The organism is Pseudomonas sp. R151218B TE3479, from assembly GCF_053629195.1.
This window is the reverse complement of record NZ_JBRJHV010000001.1, coordinates 2,327,837-2,345,164: the sequence shown is the minus strand read 5'-3', so window position 1 is coordinate 2,345,164 and position 17,328 is coordinate 2,327,837. Positions and strand designations below refer to the sequence as shown.

The window sequence follows — 17,328 nt, the reverse complement described above, 5'->3', positions numbered from 1 at the left end:
CTTTCCTGGTGCTACATCTCGACCTGCGTCCCCAGTTCAATCACCCGGTTCAACGGCAGATTGAAGAAGCGAAGGTTGCCGTTGGCATTTTTCAGCATGAAGGCGAACAGTATCTCGCGCCAGCGGGCCATGCCCTCAAGCTTGGAGGCGATGACGGTCTCGCGACTGAGGAAGTAGGTGGTGCGCATCGGGCTGAAGTCCAGGTCATCGAGATGACAGAGCTTGAGCGCCTGCGGAACGTCCGGCTCGTCGGTGAAACCGAAGTGCAGGATCACCCGGAAGAACCCTTCGCCATAGGCGTCGACCTCGAAGCGCCGCTGCGGCGGCACCCGGGGAATGTCTTCGTACACCACTGTCAACAGCACCACCTGCTCATGCAGCACCTGGTTGTGCAACAGATTGTGCAACAGCGCGTGAGGCACCGCGTCCGAACGCGCGGTCAGGAACACGGCGGTGCCCTGGACACGGTGCGGCGGCTGCACACGGATGCTGCTGATGAAGATCGGCAGCGGCAACGCCCCTTCATCCAGGCGCTCCACCAGCAATTGCTTGCCGCGCTTCCAGGTGGTCATCAGCACGAACAAGGCAATACCGGCGATGACCGGGAACGCACCGCCCTGGATGATTTTCGGCACGTTGGCGGCGAAGTACAGGCCGTCCACCAAAAGGAAACCGAGTAACAAAGGAACAGCCAACAGCGGCGGCCACTTCCACAACAGCAGTATCACGGCGGACACCAGGATCGTGGTCATCAGCATCGTACCGGTCACGGCCACGCCGTAGGCCGAAGCCAGCGCGCCGGAAGATTCGAAACCCAGCACCAGCAACACCACGCCGACCATCAGCGACCAGTTCACCGCACCGATATAGATCTGGCCCTGCTCGGCGCTGGAGGTGTGCTGGATGTACATGCGCGGGATGTAACCGAGCTGGATCGCCTGGCGCGTCAGGGAGAACGCGCCGGAAATCACCGCTTGCGAGGCGATCACCGTGGCCAGGGTCGACAGGCCCACCAATGGAAGCAGCGCCCAGCTCGGCGCCAGCAGATAAAACGGGTTGCGCGCCGCTTCCGGGTCGCCCAGCAACAACGCGCCCTGACCGAAGTAATTAAGCACCAGTGCCGGCAACACCAGGATGAACCAGGCACGGGCAATCGGTTTGCGGCCGAAGTGCCCCATGTCGGCGTATAGCGCTTCGGCGCCAGTCAGCGCCAGCACCACGGCACCGAGGATCGCCACGCCCATGCCCGGGTGGACGATAAAAAAACGCACGGCCCAGGCCGGGTTCACCGCCTGCAACACTTCCGGATGTTGAACGATACCGTACACGCCCAGGGCGCCAAGCACCAGGAACCAGGTCACCATGATCGGGCCAAACAGGGTGCCGATCCGTGCAGTGCCGTGGCGCTGGATCAGGAACAGCCCCACCAGCACAACCAGCGACAAGGGCACTACCCAGTGATCGATGCCTTCGAACGCCAGACCAAGGCCTTCAATGGCCGAGAGCACGGAGATCGCTGGCGTGATCATGCTGTCGCCGTAGAACAGCGCCGCGCCGATCAAGCCGCAGATCACCAGGAAGGTCCGCAGTCGCGCCCTTCCCGCCGCGGCTCGCCGCGCCAGGGCGGTGAGCGCCATGATCCCGCCCTCGCCCTGGTTGTCGGCGCGCAGCACGAACATCATGTACTTGATCGACACGACCCAGATCAGCGACCAGAAAATCAGCGACAGAATCCCCAGCACCCCATCGTGATTGACAGGCACGCCATAGGCACCGGAAAACACTTCCTTGAGGGTGTACAACGGGCTCGTACCGATGTCGCCATAAACCACCCCGACCGCCGCGACCAGCATGCTCAGCGGCTTCGCTGCCGAATGCTCGGCACCTGCCACCTGACTACTTGCATGACCCATCCAACACTCCCGTTTCCCAGACCTGTCTTCTTGAACGAAGCACTATGCTTTGTTGAGGCAGCATGCGCTGTTTTACGTATTGTTACAGACGTTTTATTGACTGTAGCAATCGCCAGAACGCAAAGGCGCGAAGCATAGCGCAGCACTCGTCGCATTTCCCGGTATAAAGCTGGTCAAGTGCGTCGACCCTGGATAGAATTGCGCACTTTTTGATCAGAGGCGCGCCAAGCGCCCTGTCTCGGCAAGAGACGATCCCCCCTACACCGAGGTTAGACATGTCCACCACTACCGCGCCCGCCAATCCGAAGGTTGGCTTCGTATCCCTGGGTTGCCCTAAGGCTCTGGTCGACTCCGAGCGCATCCTGACCCAGCTGCGCATGGAAGGCTATGACGTCGTGTCCACGTACCAGGACGCCGACGTGGTCGTGGTCAACACCTGCGGCTTCATCGATTCGGCCAAGGCCGAGTCCCTGGAAGTGATCGGCGAAGCCATCAAGGAAAACGGCAAGGTCATCGTCACCGGCTGCATGGGTGTGGAAGAAGGCAACATCCGCAACGTGCACCCAAGCGTGCTGTCCGTTACCGGGCCACAGCAGTACGAGCAGGTGGTCAACGCCGTGCATGACGTGGTGCCACCGCGCCAGGACCACAACCCGCTGATCGACCTGGTGCCGCCACAAGGCATCAAGCTGACCCCGCGCCACTACGCCTACCTGAAGATTTCCGAAGGCTGCAACCACAGCTGCAGTTTCTGCATCATCCCGTCGATGCGCGGCAAGCTGGTGAGCCGTCCGGTGGGCGATGTGCTCGACGAAGCCCAGCGCCTGGTCAAGGCCGGCGTCAAGGAGCTGCTGGTGATCTCCCAGGACACCAGCGCCTACGGCGTCGACGTGAAATACCGCACCGGCTTCTGGAATGGCGCGCCGGTGAAAACCCGCATGACCGAACTGTGCGAAGCCCTCAGTACCCTGGGCGTCTGGGTCCGCCTGCATTACGTTTACCCGTATCCGCATGTCGACGAACTGATCCCGCTGATGGCGGCCGGCAAGATCCTGCCGTACCTGGACATCCCGTTCCAGCACGCCAGCCCCAAAGTCCTCAAGGCCATGAAGCGCCCGGCTTTCGAAGACAAGACCCTGGCCCGCATCAAGAACTGGCGCGAAATCTGCCCGGACCTGATCATCCGCTCCACCTTCATCGTCGGCTTCCCTGGCGAAACCGAAGAAGACTTCCAATACCTCTTGGACTGGCTGACCGAAGCCCAGCTCGACCGCGTTGGCTGCTTCCAGTATTCCCCTGTGGAAGGCGCACCGGCCAACGACCTGGACCTGGACGTGGTGCCGGACGACGTCAAGCAGGACCGCTGGGAGCGCTTCATGGCGCACCAGCAGGCCATCAGCTCGGCGCGCCTGCAAATGCGCATCGGCCGTGAAATCGAAGTGCTGGTGGATGAAGTGGACGAGCAAGGCGCCGTGGGCCGCTGCTTCTTCGACGCGCCGGAAATCGACGGCAACGTCTTCATCGACAACGGCAGCAACCTCAAGCCAGGGGACAAGGTCTGGTGCAAGGTGACCGACGCCGATGAGTATGACTTGTGGGCTGAGCAGATCGGTTGATCTGCCGCGCTTTACAGGCTGCTGCAATACCTGTGGTTCTTTGATCGCCGAAAATTTGAAAAGCCTCGCCATCCTCACAGGATGCGGGGCTTTTTTACGGCTATTGTATGGAGAAACCAGCACATCCAGCACAAGGAACAGGCGGACATGCGCCAGCATTCGGTCATCCATACACCGAAACCGAGCGATTACCAGGAACTGACCCAGGTTTGGGAGGCCTCGGTGCGGGCCACCCATGAGTTTCTGCCGGACAGCTACATCGAACTGCTGAAAAACCTGGTGCTCACCCGTTACCTGGATGCGGTGATGCTCATTTGCACCCGGGACGCACGCCAGCGGATCACCGGTTTCGCCGGTGTCGCGGCTGGCAAGGTCGAGATGCTCTTCATAGCCCCGCAACACCGTGGCCAGGGCCTGGGCAAGCTGTTGCTGCGCTACGCCATGGAACACCTGAACGCCAACCAACTGGACGTCAACGAACAGAACCCGCAAGCCTTGGGCTTTTACCTCAAGCAAGGCTTCGAAGTGGTAGGGCGCTCGGCAAAAGATGGCATGAACCAGCCCTACCCACTGCTGCACATGCGCTACAAGCAGCCCGACCTGAAGGCCGGACGCGGCTAAAAGTTGCATGAGGCAAATGGACCCGCGATTAACCGGCCCCAGGCAGGTACAATGCCCACCCTCTTTTTGTTACGGCCCCCGTCATGACTGACCCGATTCGTCTCTCCAAACGCCTCATCGAACTCGTCGGCTGTTCCCGTCGCGAGGCTGAGCTGTTCATCGAGGGCGGCTGGGTCACCGTGGATGGCGAAGTGATCGACGAGCCGCAGTTCAAGGTAACGACCCAGAAGGTCGAACTCGACCCCGAGGCCAAGGCCACCGCGCCGGAGCCGGTGACACTCCTGCTGAACGTCCCGGCGGGCATGGACGTAGACACCGCGATGGCCTCTCTTGGACCGCAGACCCTGAGCGAAGAACATCGCTTCGGCAAGCGGCCCCTCAAGGGCCATTTCCTGCGCCTGACCGCCAGTGCCGACCTGCAAGCCAACGCCAGCGGGCTGCTGGTGTTCACCCAGGATTGGAAGATCTTGCGCAAGCTCACCGCCGACGCCGCCAAGATCGAGCAGGAATACGTGGTGGAAGTCGAAGGCGAAATGGTCGCCCATGGCCTCAATCGCCTGAACCATGGCTTGACCTACAAGGGCAAGGAGCTGCCGGCGGTCAAGGCCAGCTGGCAGAACGAGAACCGCCTGCGCTTTGCCATGAAAAACCCGCAGCCCGGCGTGATCGCTCTGTTTTGCCAGGCGGTCGGGCTCAAGGTCATCGCCATTCGCCGTATCCGCATCGGCGGCGTGTCCATCGGCAAAGTGCCGCTGGGCCAGTGGCGCTACCTGTCCGCCAAAGAGAAATTCTAATTTTTTCCGGCGCCGCACCGAACGCAGGCGCCCACTGCCGATTGATCAGGACTGCACACATGATTCACAACGACGTACTGCGCAGCGTGCGCTACATGCTCGACATCAGCGACAAGAAAGTCATCGAGATCATCAAGCTGGGCGGCCTGGACGTCTCCCTGGCGGACCTGGCGGGCTACCTCAAGAAAGACGAGGAAGAAGGCTTCGTGTTCTGCCCTGACGAGGTCATGGCGCATTTTCTCGATGGCCTGGTGATCTTCAAGCGTGGCAAGGACGAAAGCCGTCCGCCCCAGCCGATCGAAGTGCCGGTGACCAACAACATCATCCTCAAGAAACTGCGGGTGGCCTTCGAGCTGAAGGAAGACGACATGCACGCCATCCTCAAGGCCGCCGAGTTCCCGGTGTCCAAGCCGGAACTGAGCGCGCTGTTCCGCAAATTCGGCCACACCAACTACCGCCCGTGTGGCGACCAATTGCTGCGCAACTTCCTCAAGGGCCTGACGCTGCGCGTCAGGGCTTAAACAGCAGCCAAAAATGACCTACAGCGTCTCTCCCATCGGCTTCGTCCGCTCCTGCTTCAAGGAAAAGTTCGCCATCCCCCGCCAACCGCAACTGGCTCCGGCCGCACGCGGTGTGCTGGAGTTGGTGGCGCCGTTCGACCAGGGCGAGGCGGTGCAAGGCCTGGAGCAGGTCAGCCATGTCTGGCTGCTGTTCCTGTTCCACCAGACCCTGGAGGACAAGCCACGCTTGAAAGTGCGGCCGCCACGCCTGGGCGGCAACAAGTCCATGGGCGTGTTCGCCACCCGCGCCACCCATCGCCCCAATGGTATTGGCCAGTCGGTCGTGAAGCTGGAACGGGTCGAAGCCGGGCGCCTGTGGCTCTCGGGTATCGATTTGCTGGACGGCACGCCGGTGCTCGACATCAAGCCCTACGTGCCCTACGCCGACATCATCGGCTCGGCCTCCAATAGCATCGCCAGCGCCGCGCCTGAGTTGATCGCGGTGCAATGGGCGGACACCGCCCGGGTTCAAGCACACGAACATGCCTCGCGCCTGGAAGAGCCGTTGGTGGAGTTGATTGAACAATGCCTGGCCCAAGACCCACGCCCGGCGTACCAGATTCCCACAGCCGAACGGGAATATGGCGCGCAGTTCTGGGATGTGGACGTTCGCTGGCGTTACCCGCAACCGGGGCTGATCCGGGTATTGGAAGTCGTTCCTGCCGTTAAATAAAACCCGGAAACGAAAAAGCCCGCGCGGCCTTTATCAGGCGGCGCGGGCTTTTTTTATGCTCAGTCAGTTGGACCGAGTCGCTGCCATCGCGAGCAAGCTCGCTCCCACAGGTGGATTCAATCCAAGTCCCCATGTGGGAGCGAGCTTGCTCGCGATGGCGATCTACCAGTCACCACAACAGCTTACTTCTCTACAAACGCCCGCTCGATCAGGTAGTCACCCGGCTCGCGCATACGCGGAGAAACGGTCAGGCCGAAGCTGTTGAGCACTTCACTGGTCTCGTCGAGCATGCTCGGGCTGCCGCACAGCATGGCGCGGTCGTCCTGCGGGTTGATCGGTGGCAGACCGATGTCGCGGAACAGCTTGCCACTGCGCATCAGGTCGGTCAGCCGGCCTTCGTTCTCGAACGGCTCGCGCGTCACGGTCGGGTAGTAGATCAGCTTGTCACGCAGGGCTTCGCCGAAGAACTCGTTCTGCGGCAAGTGCTCGGTGATGAATTCGCGGTAAGCGACTTCATTGACGTAACGCACGCCGTGGCACAGGATCACTTTTTCGAAACGCTCATAGGTTTCCGGATCCTGGATGACGCTCATGAACGGCGCCAGGCCGGTGCCGGTGCTGAGCAGGTACAAATGCTTGCCAGGCTTGAGATCGTCCAGCACGAGGGTGCCGGTGGGTTTCTTGCTGATGATGATCTCGTCGCCTTCCTTCAGGTGCTGCAACTGGGAAGTCAGCGGACCATCGGGCACCTTGATGCTGAAGAATTCGAGATGCTCTTCCCAGTTCGGGCTGGCAATCGAGTAAGCGCGCATAAGCGGGCGGCCGTTGGGCTGTTGCAGGCCGATCATCACGAACTGACCGTTCTCGAAGCGCAGGCCCGGATCGCGGGTGCACTTGAAGCTGAACAGAGTGTCGTTCCAGTGATGAACACTGAGGACACGCTCGTGGTTCATGTTGCTCATGTACGGGGACTCCTGGGAATGATGCCTGCGCCGATAATCTGCGCAATTGCATCGCATTCTAATGGCGGCGACAATATCTGTTAAATGGATTATTAAGATAAGGGTTATCGGTTATATCGATATGCGATTTACTCTACGTCAACTTCAAGTCTTCGTCGCCGTCGCCCAGCAAGAAAGCGTGTCTCGCGCTGCGGGCCAGCTCAACCTGTCGCAGTCGGCGGCCAGCACCTCCATCACCGAACTGGAGCGCCAATCGAGCTGCCAGCTGTTCGACCGTGCCGGCAAACGCCTGAGCCTCAATGCCCTGGGCAAACAGTTGCTGCCCCAGGCGGTGGCGCTGCTGGACCAGGCCAAGGAGATCGAAGACCTGCTCAATGGCAAGTCCGGTTTCGGCTCACTGGCGGTCGGCGCGACGCTGACCATCGGCAATTACCTGGCGACCTTGTTGATCGGCGGGTTCATGCAGCGCCATCCGGAAAGCCAGGTGAAGCTGCACGTGCAGAACACTGCCAATATCGTGCACCAGGTTGCCCACTATGAAATTGATCTGGGTCTAATCGAAGGCGACTGCAGCCATCCGGACATCGAAGTGCAAAGCTGGGTCGAGGACGAACTGGTGGTGTTCTGCGCTCCTCAACACCCGCTGGCCAAGCGCGGCCAGGCGACCATGGAGGAATTGACCCATGAAGCCTGGATTCTGCGGGAACAGGGTTCGGGCACGCGACTGACTTTCGACCAGGCCATGCGCCACCACCGCAGCGCATTGAACATCCGCCTGGAGCTGGAACACACCGAAGCGATCAAGCGCGCCGTTGAATCCGGCCTGGGCATTGGCTGCATCTCACGCCTGGCCCTGCGCGACGCCTTCCGCCGCGGCAGCCTCGTCGCAGTGGAAACACCGGACATGGACCTGGCGCGGCAGTTCTACTTCATCTGGCATAAACAGAAGTACCAGACCTCCGCCATGCGTGAATTTCTCGAATTGTGCCGTGCGTTCACCGCCGGGGCCCAGCGCAGCGACGAAATCGTGCTACCGGCCATTGCCTGAGCCGTTACAGCAGGATCAGGCCCCACACCAACGCGATCATCGTCAGGGCGACGAACTGGGCAGCGCTGCCCATGTCCTTGGCGTTTTTCGACAACGGGTGCAGCTCCAGGGAGATGCGGTCGATGGCCGCCTCCACCGCCGAGTTGAGCAATTCCACGATCAATGCCAGCAGGCACACGGCAATCAGCAGCGCCTGTTCGACACGGCTGACGTTCAGGAAGAAGGACAACGGAATCAGCACGACGTTGAGCAGCACCAACTGACGGAAAGCCGCTTCGCCGACAAAAGCCGCGCGCAGCCCGTCCAAGGAATAGCCGGAGGCGTTGAGGATGCGTTTCAGGCCGGTCTGGCCTTTAAAAGGTGACATAGAGTGAGCAACTGATCGAAAAGGAGTGGAGAAACTAATTCAAACCCGGTCAAAAAAGCGTGAAGCAGCGCATTAAGCCTGCGGCGAAATTGACTCAAGTTGTTGCAGCAGCAGGGCCGCCTGGGTCCGGGTGCGTACGTTCAGTTTACGGAAGATCGCCGTGACGTGGGCCTTGATAGTGGCCTCCGACACGTTCAATTCATAGGCAATCTGCTTGTTCAGCAGGCCTTCGCAGACCATGGTCAACACTCGAAACTGCTGTGGCGTGAGGCTGGCCAGGCCCGCACTGGCGGCCTTGGCTTCCTCGGACACACTCACGGCTTCAAACGCCTGGGGCGGCCAGCTGACATCGCCGTCCAGGACCGCCTTCACGGCCTTTTGAATCATTTCAAGGGAGCTGGACTTGGGGATGAAGCCACTGGCGCCGAACTCCCGGGCCTTGACCATCACTGACGCTTCTTCCTGGGCCGAGACCATGACCACGGGGATCTGCGGGTATTGGCCACGCAACAGCACCAGACCTGAAAAACCGTAGGCACCGGGCATGTTCAGATCCAGCAGCACCAGGTCCCAATCGGACTTCGCTGTCAACTGGACCTCCAGTTCCGCGATACTGGCCACCTCCGTCAATCGGACATCCGGGCCAAGGCCCAGGGTCACTGCCTGATGCAACGCGCTGCGAAAGAGCGGGTGGTCATCGGCAATCAGGATTTCGTATGTGGCCATTTTTCAAATGATCCTGTTTTTAATGGCAGGCCCGAAGCATTCGCACCTCGCCAAGACAACTCAAGACACCGCCCTGCGGCGGCATCCACAGGGCACGTGCAATGCCAAACATGACGTTTCAACACGGGCGGCGCCCTGGTCGGCGCCAAGCATGCCCAGCGAAGCCGGGGTGGTCAAGCAGCACGGCCGCCCCTGAGTCCAGTATGGGCCACTATTGAGCCAATACTGTGTGCGACGTACGAATGAAGGGTTGCAACTCGGCATGGGCCGGGGTCGACACATTGACCTCCTGCTGGCCCTTGGCGCCCAGGTAATGCTGGCTGAACACATCGAAATAGGCATCCAGGGCCGACGCGGCATTGCTGTCCCCCGCCAACTCCAGACACAACGCCGCCACTTCCGCAGTGCACAGGTGCTCGCTGCGGGTCGAACGACGCAAACGGTAGCGCGACAGTTTGTCGGGCAGCAGGCTCAGGATCGGCAGCCGATCGAAATACGGGCTTTTACGGAAAATCTTCCGTGCCTCCGTCCAAGTCGCGTCCAGCAGAATGAACAACGGGCGCTTGGACTGATCGAGGTCCACCGTGTGGGTGACCCGCGATGGCTCGACGTATTCGCCCGGAAACACCAGGTACGGCTGCCATTGCGGATCGTTCAGCAACGTCAGCAGTTGCTCATCGACCTCCGTGCGCGACCAGATGAACGCATGGTTGTCGCGCACCACGTCGGCGATCAGCCAACCGGTGTTGCTCGGTTTGAACACTTCCTTGTTGGTCATTATCAGGCAGACCCCGGAACGGGTTTCAACGCTCGGACGCCAAGCGCACAGGCAATGGCTCTCGATCACCCGGCAGGCGCTGCAACGGGGGGCGCGCCAGCCTCGGGCCTGGATCGGCTTGATCCCTTCATCGATGCGCTGGTCGCGCAGGCGGGCTACGGCGTTAGGGGCGTGATTCATCGTGGGCGACGCCGACAGACAGAAAAACTCGACACGAACAACACTCGGCAGGGCAATAAAGGCCGGCAGTCTACCAGAGCGCACGAGCCTGTACCGTCCACCCGAGCTCCCCTATAATCCCCGGCCACTGAACGCACAGTCATGTGATCGGTCGAACCACCAGTCACTGAACCAGGAGAGTTTCATGCTGCGCCTTATCGTCCCTACCGTTGCCGTTCTGCTGGCGACGTCCTTCAGCGCTCAGGCTGCCTCGCTGAAAGAACTCGAACTGAACAAGATGCTGCAGAACGTTGCCAAGGAAAGTAGCGTCGGTACGCCGCGGGCAATCAACGAAGACATTCTCGATCAGGGGTATACCGTCGAAGGCACCGAGCTGATCAACCACCTCAGCGTGCAAAGCAGCCATGCCCAGAAAATGCGCGCAGACCCCAAGGCCGTGTATTTCCAGTTGGGCTCCACGGTGTGCACCAATCCGGGCTTCCGCAAGTTGATGGCCAAGGGCGCGACAATGCGCTACGAATTCACCGAGGTTAAGACCAACCGCCCGGTCGCGACCGAGCGCTTCCAGGAATCGGATTGCCCGAAACCCGCCAAGACGAAGAAGTAATCAACCCGAGCTTGCGCGCCGCTGCTCATCGTCGGCGCGCAATTCCGCTACCAGCGCCTGCAGGTAGCGCGAGCGCCATGCCCGCCCTTCCAGTCGACGACAGCATTCCTCCTCAAGACTCACCCGATTGGCCTGTGCCGATTCCAACAACATCAAGTACAACTGCCTGTCGAGCTCCAGAGTCACCCTGGTCATCTCTCCCGCCTCCATGCCCGTCCGCTTCAATCCATCACGTAGCACCAGCCCTGAGCGCCAAATTGCATTGCCACGCTTGTTATCAGTAAATCAGAGCGGCACGCACCCGGCCGGCAATCTGACGAGCGGCGCGATATGGCGGTGCACTTATCCAGCGGTTGCCAACGGTCACTTTTGAGCGCCATGATCAGGACAGCAAAGATCGGCTAGATTCAAAAGTATTCTGAGTATTTGCATCGGGCAGAAAGAGGCTGCCCGACCAACACCTTGGTGTGCTTGTTTTCATTAAAAGGGAAAAACAGAACCCGCTGGATGGCTTGGTCGCCCTGCTGCAGACCGCGTCAAGCCAGGTCAACCTCCAGGCCGCTGCCTGGGCTGACGACGACACACGAAGTGTCGTGGTCCTGATGAATCTCTCATCCGGGCCAGGGTCCTGTTAAGAAGGAGAAGTTGAATGCCTTATAAACCGAATGACCTGCTCAGTCGTCATTTTGAGAACCACGGCCACGACCTTACCCACAAGGTCGAAGAACAACTCAACCTGGTGTCTCCCAACAGCCCCAACCTCCCCATTTACCGTGACATGATCCTGACTGTGCTGCGCATGGCCCAGGAAGATCACAACCGCTGGAATGCCAAGATCACGCTGCAGACCCTGAGGGAATTGGAACACGCCTTCCGTACGCTCGAACAATTCAAGGGCCGGCGCAAGGTCACGGTTTTCGGCTCGGCCCGAACGCCTATCGAACATCCGCTGTACGGCCTGGCCCGAGAGTTGGGCGCTTCGCTGGCCCGCTCGGACATGATGGTCATCACCGGTGCCGGCGGTGGCATCATGGCCGCTGCCCATGAAGGCGCGGGACGGGACCATAGCCTGGGATTCAATATCACCCTGCCTTTCGAACAGCACGCAAACCCGACCGTTGAAGGCACGTCGAACCTGCTGCCGTTCCACTTCTTCTTCACCCGCAAGCTGTTTTTCGTCAAGGAAGCCGATGCATTGGTGCTCTGCCCTGGCGGTTTCGGCACGCTTGACGAGGCGCTGGAAGTTCTGACGCTGGTCCAGACCGGTAAAAGCCCACTGGTACCGGTGGTCCTGCTGGATGTTCCCGGGGGCAAGTTCTGGCAAAGCGCCCTGGACTTTATCCGCGAGCAGTTGGAGGAAAATCGCTACATCCTGCCCACCGACATGAAGCTCATGCGCCTGGTGTACAACGCCGAAGAGGCCGTGGAAGAGATCAACCAGTTCTACCGCAACTTCCACTCCAGTCGCTGGCTCAAGCATCAGTTCGTGATCCGCATGAATCACAAGCTAAGCGAACAGGCACTGCAGCAGATGCAGGTAGATTTCGCCGACCTGTGCCTGAACGATTGTTTTCATCAACATGACTACAGCGGTGAAGAGCACGACGAGGCCCGGTTCAGTCATCTGACACGTCTGACATTCACTTTCAACGCCCGTAATCATGGTCGCTTGAGGGAATTGGTGGACTACATCAACCTGCCGGAAAACTGGGCCCAACCTGCCCAAAAGACCCACCCCCTTACCTGGGAGCCGATCAAGGTAACCTGAGCCCATAAAAAAACGGCCCGCTATCGAAATAGCGGGCCGTTTTTTATTCAATCATCCATGCCGCGACCGCTGAACAAGCGGTTGATCATTTCCATGGAGTAGCCTCGGTACGCCAGGAAACGCCCCTGCTTGGCTCGCTCTCGTGCATCGATGGGCAAATGCCCTGAGAACTTGCGACGCCAGGTGTCCGTCAGTTGCTCCTGCCAATCGATACCGCTTTCGCGCAAAGCGAGCTCGATATCCGGGCGTTGCAAACCGCGCTGGCCCAGCTCCTCACGAATGCGCAAAGGACCGTAGCCGGAGCGGGCGCGATAAGCGATGAAGCTTTCCAGGTAACGGGACTCCGACAGCAGGCCCTCTTCAGTCAAACGGTCGAGGGCCGTGTCGATCAATTCATCGGGCGCGCCGCGCTGACGCAGTTTACGCGTCAGCTCGACCCGACCGTGCTCGCGCCTGGCGAGCAGGTCCATCGCAGTTCGCCGCACCGCGACGAGGGTATCGAGTACGGCGGTCATCGGATCGATCAGATGTCAGCGTCAGCCAGATCGTCAGCGGTCTCGCGATTAGCCACGGACTTGACGTCTGCGACCGGGCTCAACAGTTTGTCACGCAGTTGTTTCTCGAGGGCAGCGGCAACTTCCGGGTTATCCGCCAGGAACTTGGCCGAGTTGGCCTTGCCTTGACCGATCTTGGTGCCGTTGTAGGCGTACCAAGCGCCCGACTTCTCGACGAAACCGTGCAACACACCCAGGTCGATCATCTCACCATTGAGGTAGATGCCCTTGCCGTAAAGAATCTGGAACTCGGCCTGACGGAACGGCGAAGCCACCTTGTTCTTCACGACCTTGACGCGGGTTTCGCTGCCGACCACTTCATCACCTTCTTTCACCGCGCCAGTACGGCGGATGTCGAGGCGAACCGAGGCGTAGAACTTCAGTGCGTTACCCCCGGTGGTGGTTTCCGGGCTGCCGAACATCACGCCGATCTTCATACGGATCTGGTTGATGAAGATCACCAGGCAGTTGGCGTTCTTGATGTTACCGGTGATCTTGCGCAGGGCCTGGGACATCAGGCGAGCCTGGAGGCCCACGTGCATGTCGCCCATTTCACCTTCGATTTCAGCCTTTGGCACCAGCGCCGCCACGGAGTCGACGATGATCACGTCGACCGCGTTGGAACGCACCAGCATGTCGGTGATTTCCAGGGCCTGCTCGCCGGTGTCCGGCTGGGAAACCAGCAGGTCGTCGACGTTGACGCCCAGTTTGCCGGCGTATTCCGGGTCCAGGGCGTGTTCGGCGTCGACGAAGGCGCAGGTCGCGCCGGCTTTTTGGGCCTGGGCGATCACGGACAGGGTCAGTGTGGTTTTACCGGAAGACTCAGGACCGTAGATTTCAACGATTCGGCCTTTTGGCAGACCGCCGATGCCAAGCGCAATGTCCAGGCCCAGGGAGCCGGTGGAGATGGAAGGAATAGCCTGACGGTCCTGATCGCCCATACGCATTACGGCACCCTTGCCGAATTGACGTTCGATCTGACCCAAGGCCGCAGCCAAGGCTTTCTTCTTGTTGTCGTCCATTAAAGTCCTCACGTAATCAATAAGGCCTGACGGCCAACACCTGTATAAGTAGCCAGTATTATTCCACAGCGATTGAGGATCGCCTACCCCTGATTTGAGATTTCTACAGCGGCATGTTGCAGCAGCCCCTCTAGCGCGGCCTTCACCGTTTGTCGGCGGACCTCGTCGCGGTTGCCTGAAAAGAAGCGCTGTTCGCTGATCAGCGTCTGGCCGACGGCCCAGGCGAGCCATACGGTACCCACCGGCTTGCTCGGCGAGCCCCCATCCGGCCCGGCCACCCCGCTGACCGCCACGGCAAAACGCGCCAGGCTTTTGCGCTGGGCGCCTTGTGCCATGGCCTCGACCACCTCGCGGCTGACCGCCCCGACTTTTTCGAACAGCTCGGCCGGCACCTCCAGCTGCTGGCTCTTCTGGCGATTGGAATAGGTGACATAACCGGCCTCGAACCAGGCCGAACTCCCGGGAATCCGGGTAATCGCCTCGGCAATCCCGCCGCCCGTACAGGACTCGGCCGTGGTGACGTGGGCATTGAGCAACTGTAGGCGTCTGCCCAATTCAGCGGCCAGTTCGGTAATGTCGTCCATGGTGCTCTCCTGATTCCACGCGATTGAGGCCTACCGTACACGAGCAGTCGACGCTTGCAAGGCTCGCCGGATTACCGACCCAGCGCTCTGATATAGGCCTGACAGGCCTGCAAGGCAATCAGTGCGCGATCACCGGCGTCGGTGATGGCGATAATTCGTTGAGCATGCGCCGGGTCAAGTCGGGCGCGTGGGGCGCCATGATCCAGGCCGCCGGCGCCGGTGGCGGCAGGCACTGCACAACCGGCGGCAACATCGTTGGCGTCGAGGAGGACTGACAGCCGGACATCGGCAGTAGCAAGGCGATCGCGCAGGCGATCCTGGTCACGTTGGGCATCGCTCAAGGCTCGGTAATGGGTTTGTTCGCTGGTGGAGAGTTGTTGTTCAAGGGCGAGGCGTTTGTCCTGCTCGGCCTTTTGCTGCATCGCGGCCGCCTGGCTTATCTGACTCAACGTCGCAGTCTGGGCTTGTGCCAGTTGCGCCAATTGTTGGCCATAACGCCAATCTTGGAGTCGCCACGCGAGCATTGCCGGACCACCCGCCAACACTGCCAGTAAAACGACAATGCCAAGGCTGCGAGCAGAAAAAGGCATCAGGCCGAAGGCTGGCATAACACCGCCCTCGCCCGCGCCCAGAGTTGCAGGCGCTCCTCCAAGCCGTTCAAACCGCCGTTGATGCGGCGGGTGATGGTATTGAATTGATCGCGGTCGGCCAGTTCGTTCAAGCCGTTCTGCTCCCAGAACCACGCCGCGGATTCAGCGGCCCATTGCGGTTGCTCCAGCAGCTCCGGCAAAGCCAGCAGGCGTTCGTCGCCAAACAAACCCAGGCTGCAACGAAGGTAGTTGTCGTGCCCGGTTATCTGAATCAACCCTCGGCCTCGGTACTTCTGACCGTCACCGTCGGCCTGGGGCGTATTGCCCAGGCGCACGGCCAACGGTCCCGTGTCGTACTGGCTGAGGTATTGATCACCGCCGAGTTCGCGCACATAGCGCAATTGCCCCGATTCATGGCCGACCTGCGCCAGAAACGCAGCGATGCGTTTAGGCGTTTCGATACGGTGACGGGGCATGGCGCTGTTAAGCGCGGAAACAAAAACGCCCGCTTGGCTGCGGGCGTTAGGCATGATTTTGATGAGTTGCTGTTGGGTAACGTCCATGCTCAGACCATAGAAAACAGATTATTAAAGTTGCCCAGCCAGCCAGGGCGGCGCGACCGGGCGATGTTCAATGGCCGGGAAAAACTCATTCTGCGGCCAATCCCTGAGGGCGCGACGGTAAGCCTGGAGCGCTGTGTATTGCGTTTGGTCCAGGGTTGTACCGCCGCCATCGTCCATTTCGTCGCGATCCCGGGCTACCAGGCGGTCGGTGGCCGTAAGCTGGCCGTTGCGCCAGGCATACTCGTTCGCAGTAGCCTGGGCCGCGATCATAGGAGGCGGATCTATGAGAATGGGGTAACCGTTGTCTGGGTTGACTGAGATTCTCTTGGGCGAAACGGCCAGTTGTTGAAGCAGCGAGAGCCAATAAGCCCGCGGGATTTCTATGACATCTTCGGGAATGTCTGAAGTATTGATACCAGGAACATAAGCTCCGCAGGTACTTGGACTGAACAACACGCTCAATTCGTTCATTCAATAACCCTTCGCGAAATAAGTGACACCCCATCCAGCCGCTACTTGCCCTACATAGTTTCGGACTTTCAGACGTACGCCTTGCCGTGTGGCTGTCCCGCCCACCACAATCACGATGGCTGAGTCGCCGCCCGCGTGAGTCGCCACTGCCGAGACGAAGGCGTTGGGAAAGGAAATGGGAAAAGTAACGAAGACCTCGCCATTGGCATCGGTCGTACCGAAGCCCCACTGGTCGATGTTTCCACTGGCATATTTCTGGTAACCCGGATTACCGAGCTGGCCCGAAAACAACGAGGTGTACTTCAGCAGAATGGTGCCGCCGATCAACCGCCATTGGTTGTCCAGTTTAATGAACTCCGCTGTTTCACCCCGCCCCAGATCGATCGGTCCCAATGCCGCACTTGACGAACCTATCGTATCGACAGCCGAGGCCGTCAAAACGGTCACCACGCCGGTTCCCACATTGATAAGGTTGAGCGTCGCCCCATGCATGACTCCGGCTGTATCGGGCAACGTCGCGCTGATCGGTGTCGCACTAGCGAAACTGACGACCCCGCCGATGTGAGCCACTGTCAACGCGGTATTGGTCGCGTATGCAGTAAAGCCGGAATACTGGAGCCCGCTGCGTCTCACGAACTCCGTAGTCGCCACGGATCTGTCGTTGTCGAACTGTGGAGCGGTGGTGAATAACCCGCTGCCTCGCAATGCTGTCAATAACTGATTGTTCAGTTGTTCCGACGGTGTCAACCCGGCGGCTTGAATGACATTAAGCACCTCTTGCGTGACGCCATTCCCCCAACTGGCGGGGATCAATGATCCCGGCGTACCTGCCAGTGGATCCTCATCCACGAACCGACCATTCACCAGGCCCGCACTGGGCACACTTTTGGGATAATCCAAGTTCCTCTCCTTTAAATTTCAAACGGTCGAA

The 17,328-nt window shown here is 59.9% G+C and carries 21 protein-coding genes; 8 read left to right on the top strand and 13 right to left on the bottom strand.

Features of this window, described 5'->3' with window-relative positions; translation table 11 throughout:
- Positions 1–11: 11 nt before the first annotated feature.
- Positions 12–1,853, bottom strand: coding sequence for a potassium transporter Kup (locus tag AB7M32_RS10475; protein WP_454252120.1), 1,842 nt, complete (start codon positions 1,851–1,853; stop codon positions 12–14).
- Between the two features lie 335 nt (positions 1,854–2,188).
- Between AB7M32_RS10475 and rimO the strand changes: the two genes are divergently transcribed.
- From rimO to tsaA, 5 genes are all read left to right on the top strand, one after another.
- A complete protein-coding gene (gene rimO, locus AB7M32_RS10470) occupies positions 2,189–3,529 on the top strand; it encodes a 30S ribosomal protein S12 methylthiotransferase RimO (RefSeq protein ID WP_003198379.1) in 1,341 nt (446 codons plus the stop codon).
- Positions 3,530–3,676: 147 nt separating this feature from the next.
- Positions 3,677–4,150, top strand: a complete 474-nt coding sequence (locus AB7M32_RS10465; protein WP_072410535.1) for a GNAT family N-acetyltransferase — start codon at positions 3,677–3,679, stop codon at positions 4,148–4,150.
- A gap of 83 nt (positions 4,151–4,233) precedes the next feature.
- A complete protein-coding gene (locus tag AB7M32_RS10460; protein ID WP_454249853.1) occupies positions 4,234–4,944 on the top strand; it encodes an rRNA pseudouridine synthase in 711 nt (236 codons plus the stop codon).
- Positions 4,945–5,003: 59 nt separating this feature from the next.
- Positions 5,004–5,465, top strand: coding sequence for a YehS family protein (locus AB7M32_RS10455; RefSeq protein WP_072410539.1), 462 nt, complete (start codon positions 5,004–5,006; stop codon positions 5,463–5,465).
- A 13-nt stretch (positions 5,466–5,478) separates the two neighbouring features.
- Entirely contained in the window at positions 5,479–6,177 is a 699-nt protein-coding gene (tsaA, locus tag AB7M32_RS10450; RefSeq protein ID WP_454249852.1) for a tRNA (N6-threonylcarbamoyladenosine(37)-N6)-methyltransferase TrmO, read from the top strand.
- A gap of 182 nt (positions 6,178–6,359) precedes the next feature.
- Here tsaA and fpr read toward each other — a convergent pair whose 3' ends face one another.
- Positions 6,360–7,139 carry a ferredoxin-NADP reductase gene (gene fpr / locus AB7M32_RS10445; RefSeq protein WP_003184787.1) on the bottom strand — a complete coding sequence of 260 codons (780 nt, stop codon included), beginning with the start codon at positions 7,137–7,139 and terminating at the stop codon, positions 6,360–6,362.
- A gap of 121 nt (positions 7,140–7,260) precedes the next feature.
- On the opposite strand from fpr, the gene AB7M32_RS10440 reads away from it, so the two are divergent.
- Positions 7,261–8,187: a LysR family transcriptional regulator gene (locus AB7M32_RS10440; RefSeq protein WP_024617637.1), complete on the top strand. Its 927-nt coding sequence runs from the start codon at positions 7,261–7,263 to the stop codon at positions 8,185–8,187.
- 4 nt (positions 8,188–8,191) lie between these two features.
- On the opposite strand, the gene AB7M32_RS10435 is transcribed toward AB7M32_RS10440, so the two are convergent.
- The 3 genes from AB7M32_RS10435 to AB7M32_RS10425 all read right to left on the bottom strand — a co-directional run bounded on the left by AB7M32_RS10435 (position 8,192) and on the right by AB7M32_RS10425 (position 10,238).
- Positions 8,192–8,554 (bottom strand): diacylglycerol kinase, encoded by a 363-nt coding sequence (locus AB7M32_RS10435; protein WP_053118952.1) that lies wholly within the window; start codon positions 8,552–8,554, stop codon positions 8,192–8,194.
- 72 nt (positions 8,555–8,626) lie between these two features.
- The gene (gene erdR, locus AB7M32_RS10430) at positions 8,627–9,280 is read right to left on the bottom strand and encodes a response regulator transcription factor ErdR (protein WP_454249851.1); all 654 of its coding nucleotides are present in this window, start codon (positions 9,278–9,280) and stop codon (positions 8,627–8,629) included.
- Between the two features lie 211 nt (positions 9,281–9,491).
- The gene (locus AB7M32_RS10425; RefSeq protein WP_454249850.1) at positions 9,492–10,238 is read right to left on the bottom strand and encodes a tRNA-uridine aminocarboxypropyltransferase; all 747 of its coding nucleotides are present in this window, start codon (positions 10,236–10,238) and stop codon (positions 9,492–9,494) included.
- A gap of 184 nt (positions 10,239–10,422) precedes the next feature.
- Between AB7M32_RS10425 and AB7M32_RS10420 the strand changes: the two genes are divergently transcribed.
- Complete coding sequence (locus AB7M32_RS10420) at positions 10,423–10,845, top strand: quorum-sensing-regulated virulence factor family protein (RefSeq protein WP_003198359.1); 423 nt, start codon at positions 10,423–10,425, stop codon at positions 10,843–10,845.
- Here the strand turns inward: AB7M32_RS10420 and AB7M32_RS10415 are convergent, their stop codons facing one another.
- Positions 10,846–11,040, bottom strand: coding sequence for a hypothetical protein (locus AB7M32_RS10415; protein ID WP_072410549.1), 195 nt, complete (start codon positions 11,038–11,040; stop codon positions 10,846–10,848). It abuts the gene before it with no gap.
- Between the two features lie 454 nt (positions 11,041–11,494).
- On the opposite strand from AB7M32_RS10415, the gene AB7M32_RS10410 reads away from it, so the two are divergent.
- The gene (locus AB7M32_RS10410; protein WP_454249849.1) at positions 11,495–12,613 is read left to right on the top strand and encodes an LOG family protein; all 1,119 of its coding nucleotides are present in this window, start codon (positions 11,495–11,497) and stop codon (positions 12,611–12,613) included.
- Between the two features lie 47 nt (positions 12,614–12,660).
- Here AB7M32_RS10410 and recX read toward each other — a convergent pair whose 3' ends face one another.
- The 7 genes from recX to AB7M32_RS10375 form a co-directional block, all read right to left on the bottom strand.
- Positions 12,661–13,128: a recombination regulator RecX gene (recX, locus tag AB7M32_RS10405; protein WP_454249848.1), complete on the bottom strand. Its 468-nt coding sequence runs from the start codon at positions 13,126–13,128 to the stop codon at positions 12,661–12,663.
- An 8-nt stretch (positions 13,129–13,136) separates the two neighbouring features.
- Positions 13,137–14,189 carry a recombinase RecA gene (gene recA, locus AB7M32_RS10400; protein WP_003198351.1) on the bottom strand — a complete coding sequence of 351 codons (1,053 nt, stop codon included), beginning with the start codon at positions 14,187–14,189 and terminating at the stop codon, positions 13,137–13,139.
- An 83-nt stretch (positions 14,190–14,272) separates the two neighbouring features.
- Entirely contained in the window at positions 14,273–14,773 is a 501-nt protein-coding gene (locus tag AB7M32_RS10395; protein ID WP_454249847.1) for a CinA family protein, read from the bottom strand.
- 71 nt (positions 14,774–14,844) lie between these two features.
- A complete protein-coding gene (locus AB7M32_RS10390; RefSeq protein ID WP_454249846.1) occupies positions 14,845–15,381 on the bottom strand; it encodes a lysis system i-spanin subunit Rz in 537 nt (178 codons plus the stop codon).
- Entirely contained in the window at positions 15,363–15,926 is a 564-nt protein-coding gene (locus tag AB7M32_RS10385; RefSeq protein ID WP_454249845.1) for a glycoside hydrolase family 19 protein, read from the bottom strand. The genes AB7M32_RS10390 and AB7M32_RS10385 overlap by 19 nt, the downstream gene beginning before the upstream one ends.
- A gap of 24 nt (positions 15,927–15,950) precedes the next feature.
- Entirely contained in the window at positions 15,951–16,397 is a 447-nt protein-coding gene (locus AB7M32_RS10380) for a phage tail assembly chaperone (RefSeq protein ID WP_454249844.1), read from the bottom strand.
- Positions 16,398–17,297 carry a gp53-like domain-containing protein gene (locus tag AB7M32_RS10375; RefSeq protein WP_454249843.1) on the bottom strand — a complete coding sequence of 300 codons (900 nt, stop codon included), beginning with the start codon at positions 17,295–17,297 and terminating at the stop codon, positions 16,398–16,400.
- Positions 17,298–17,328 lie beyond the last annotated feature (31 nt).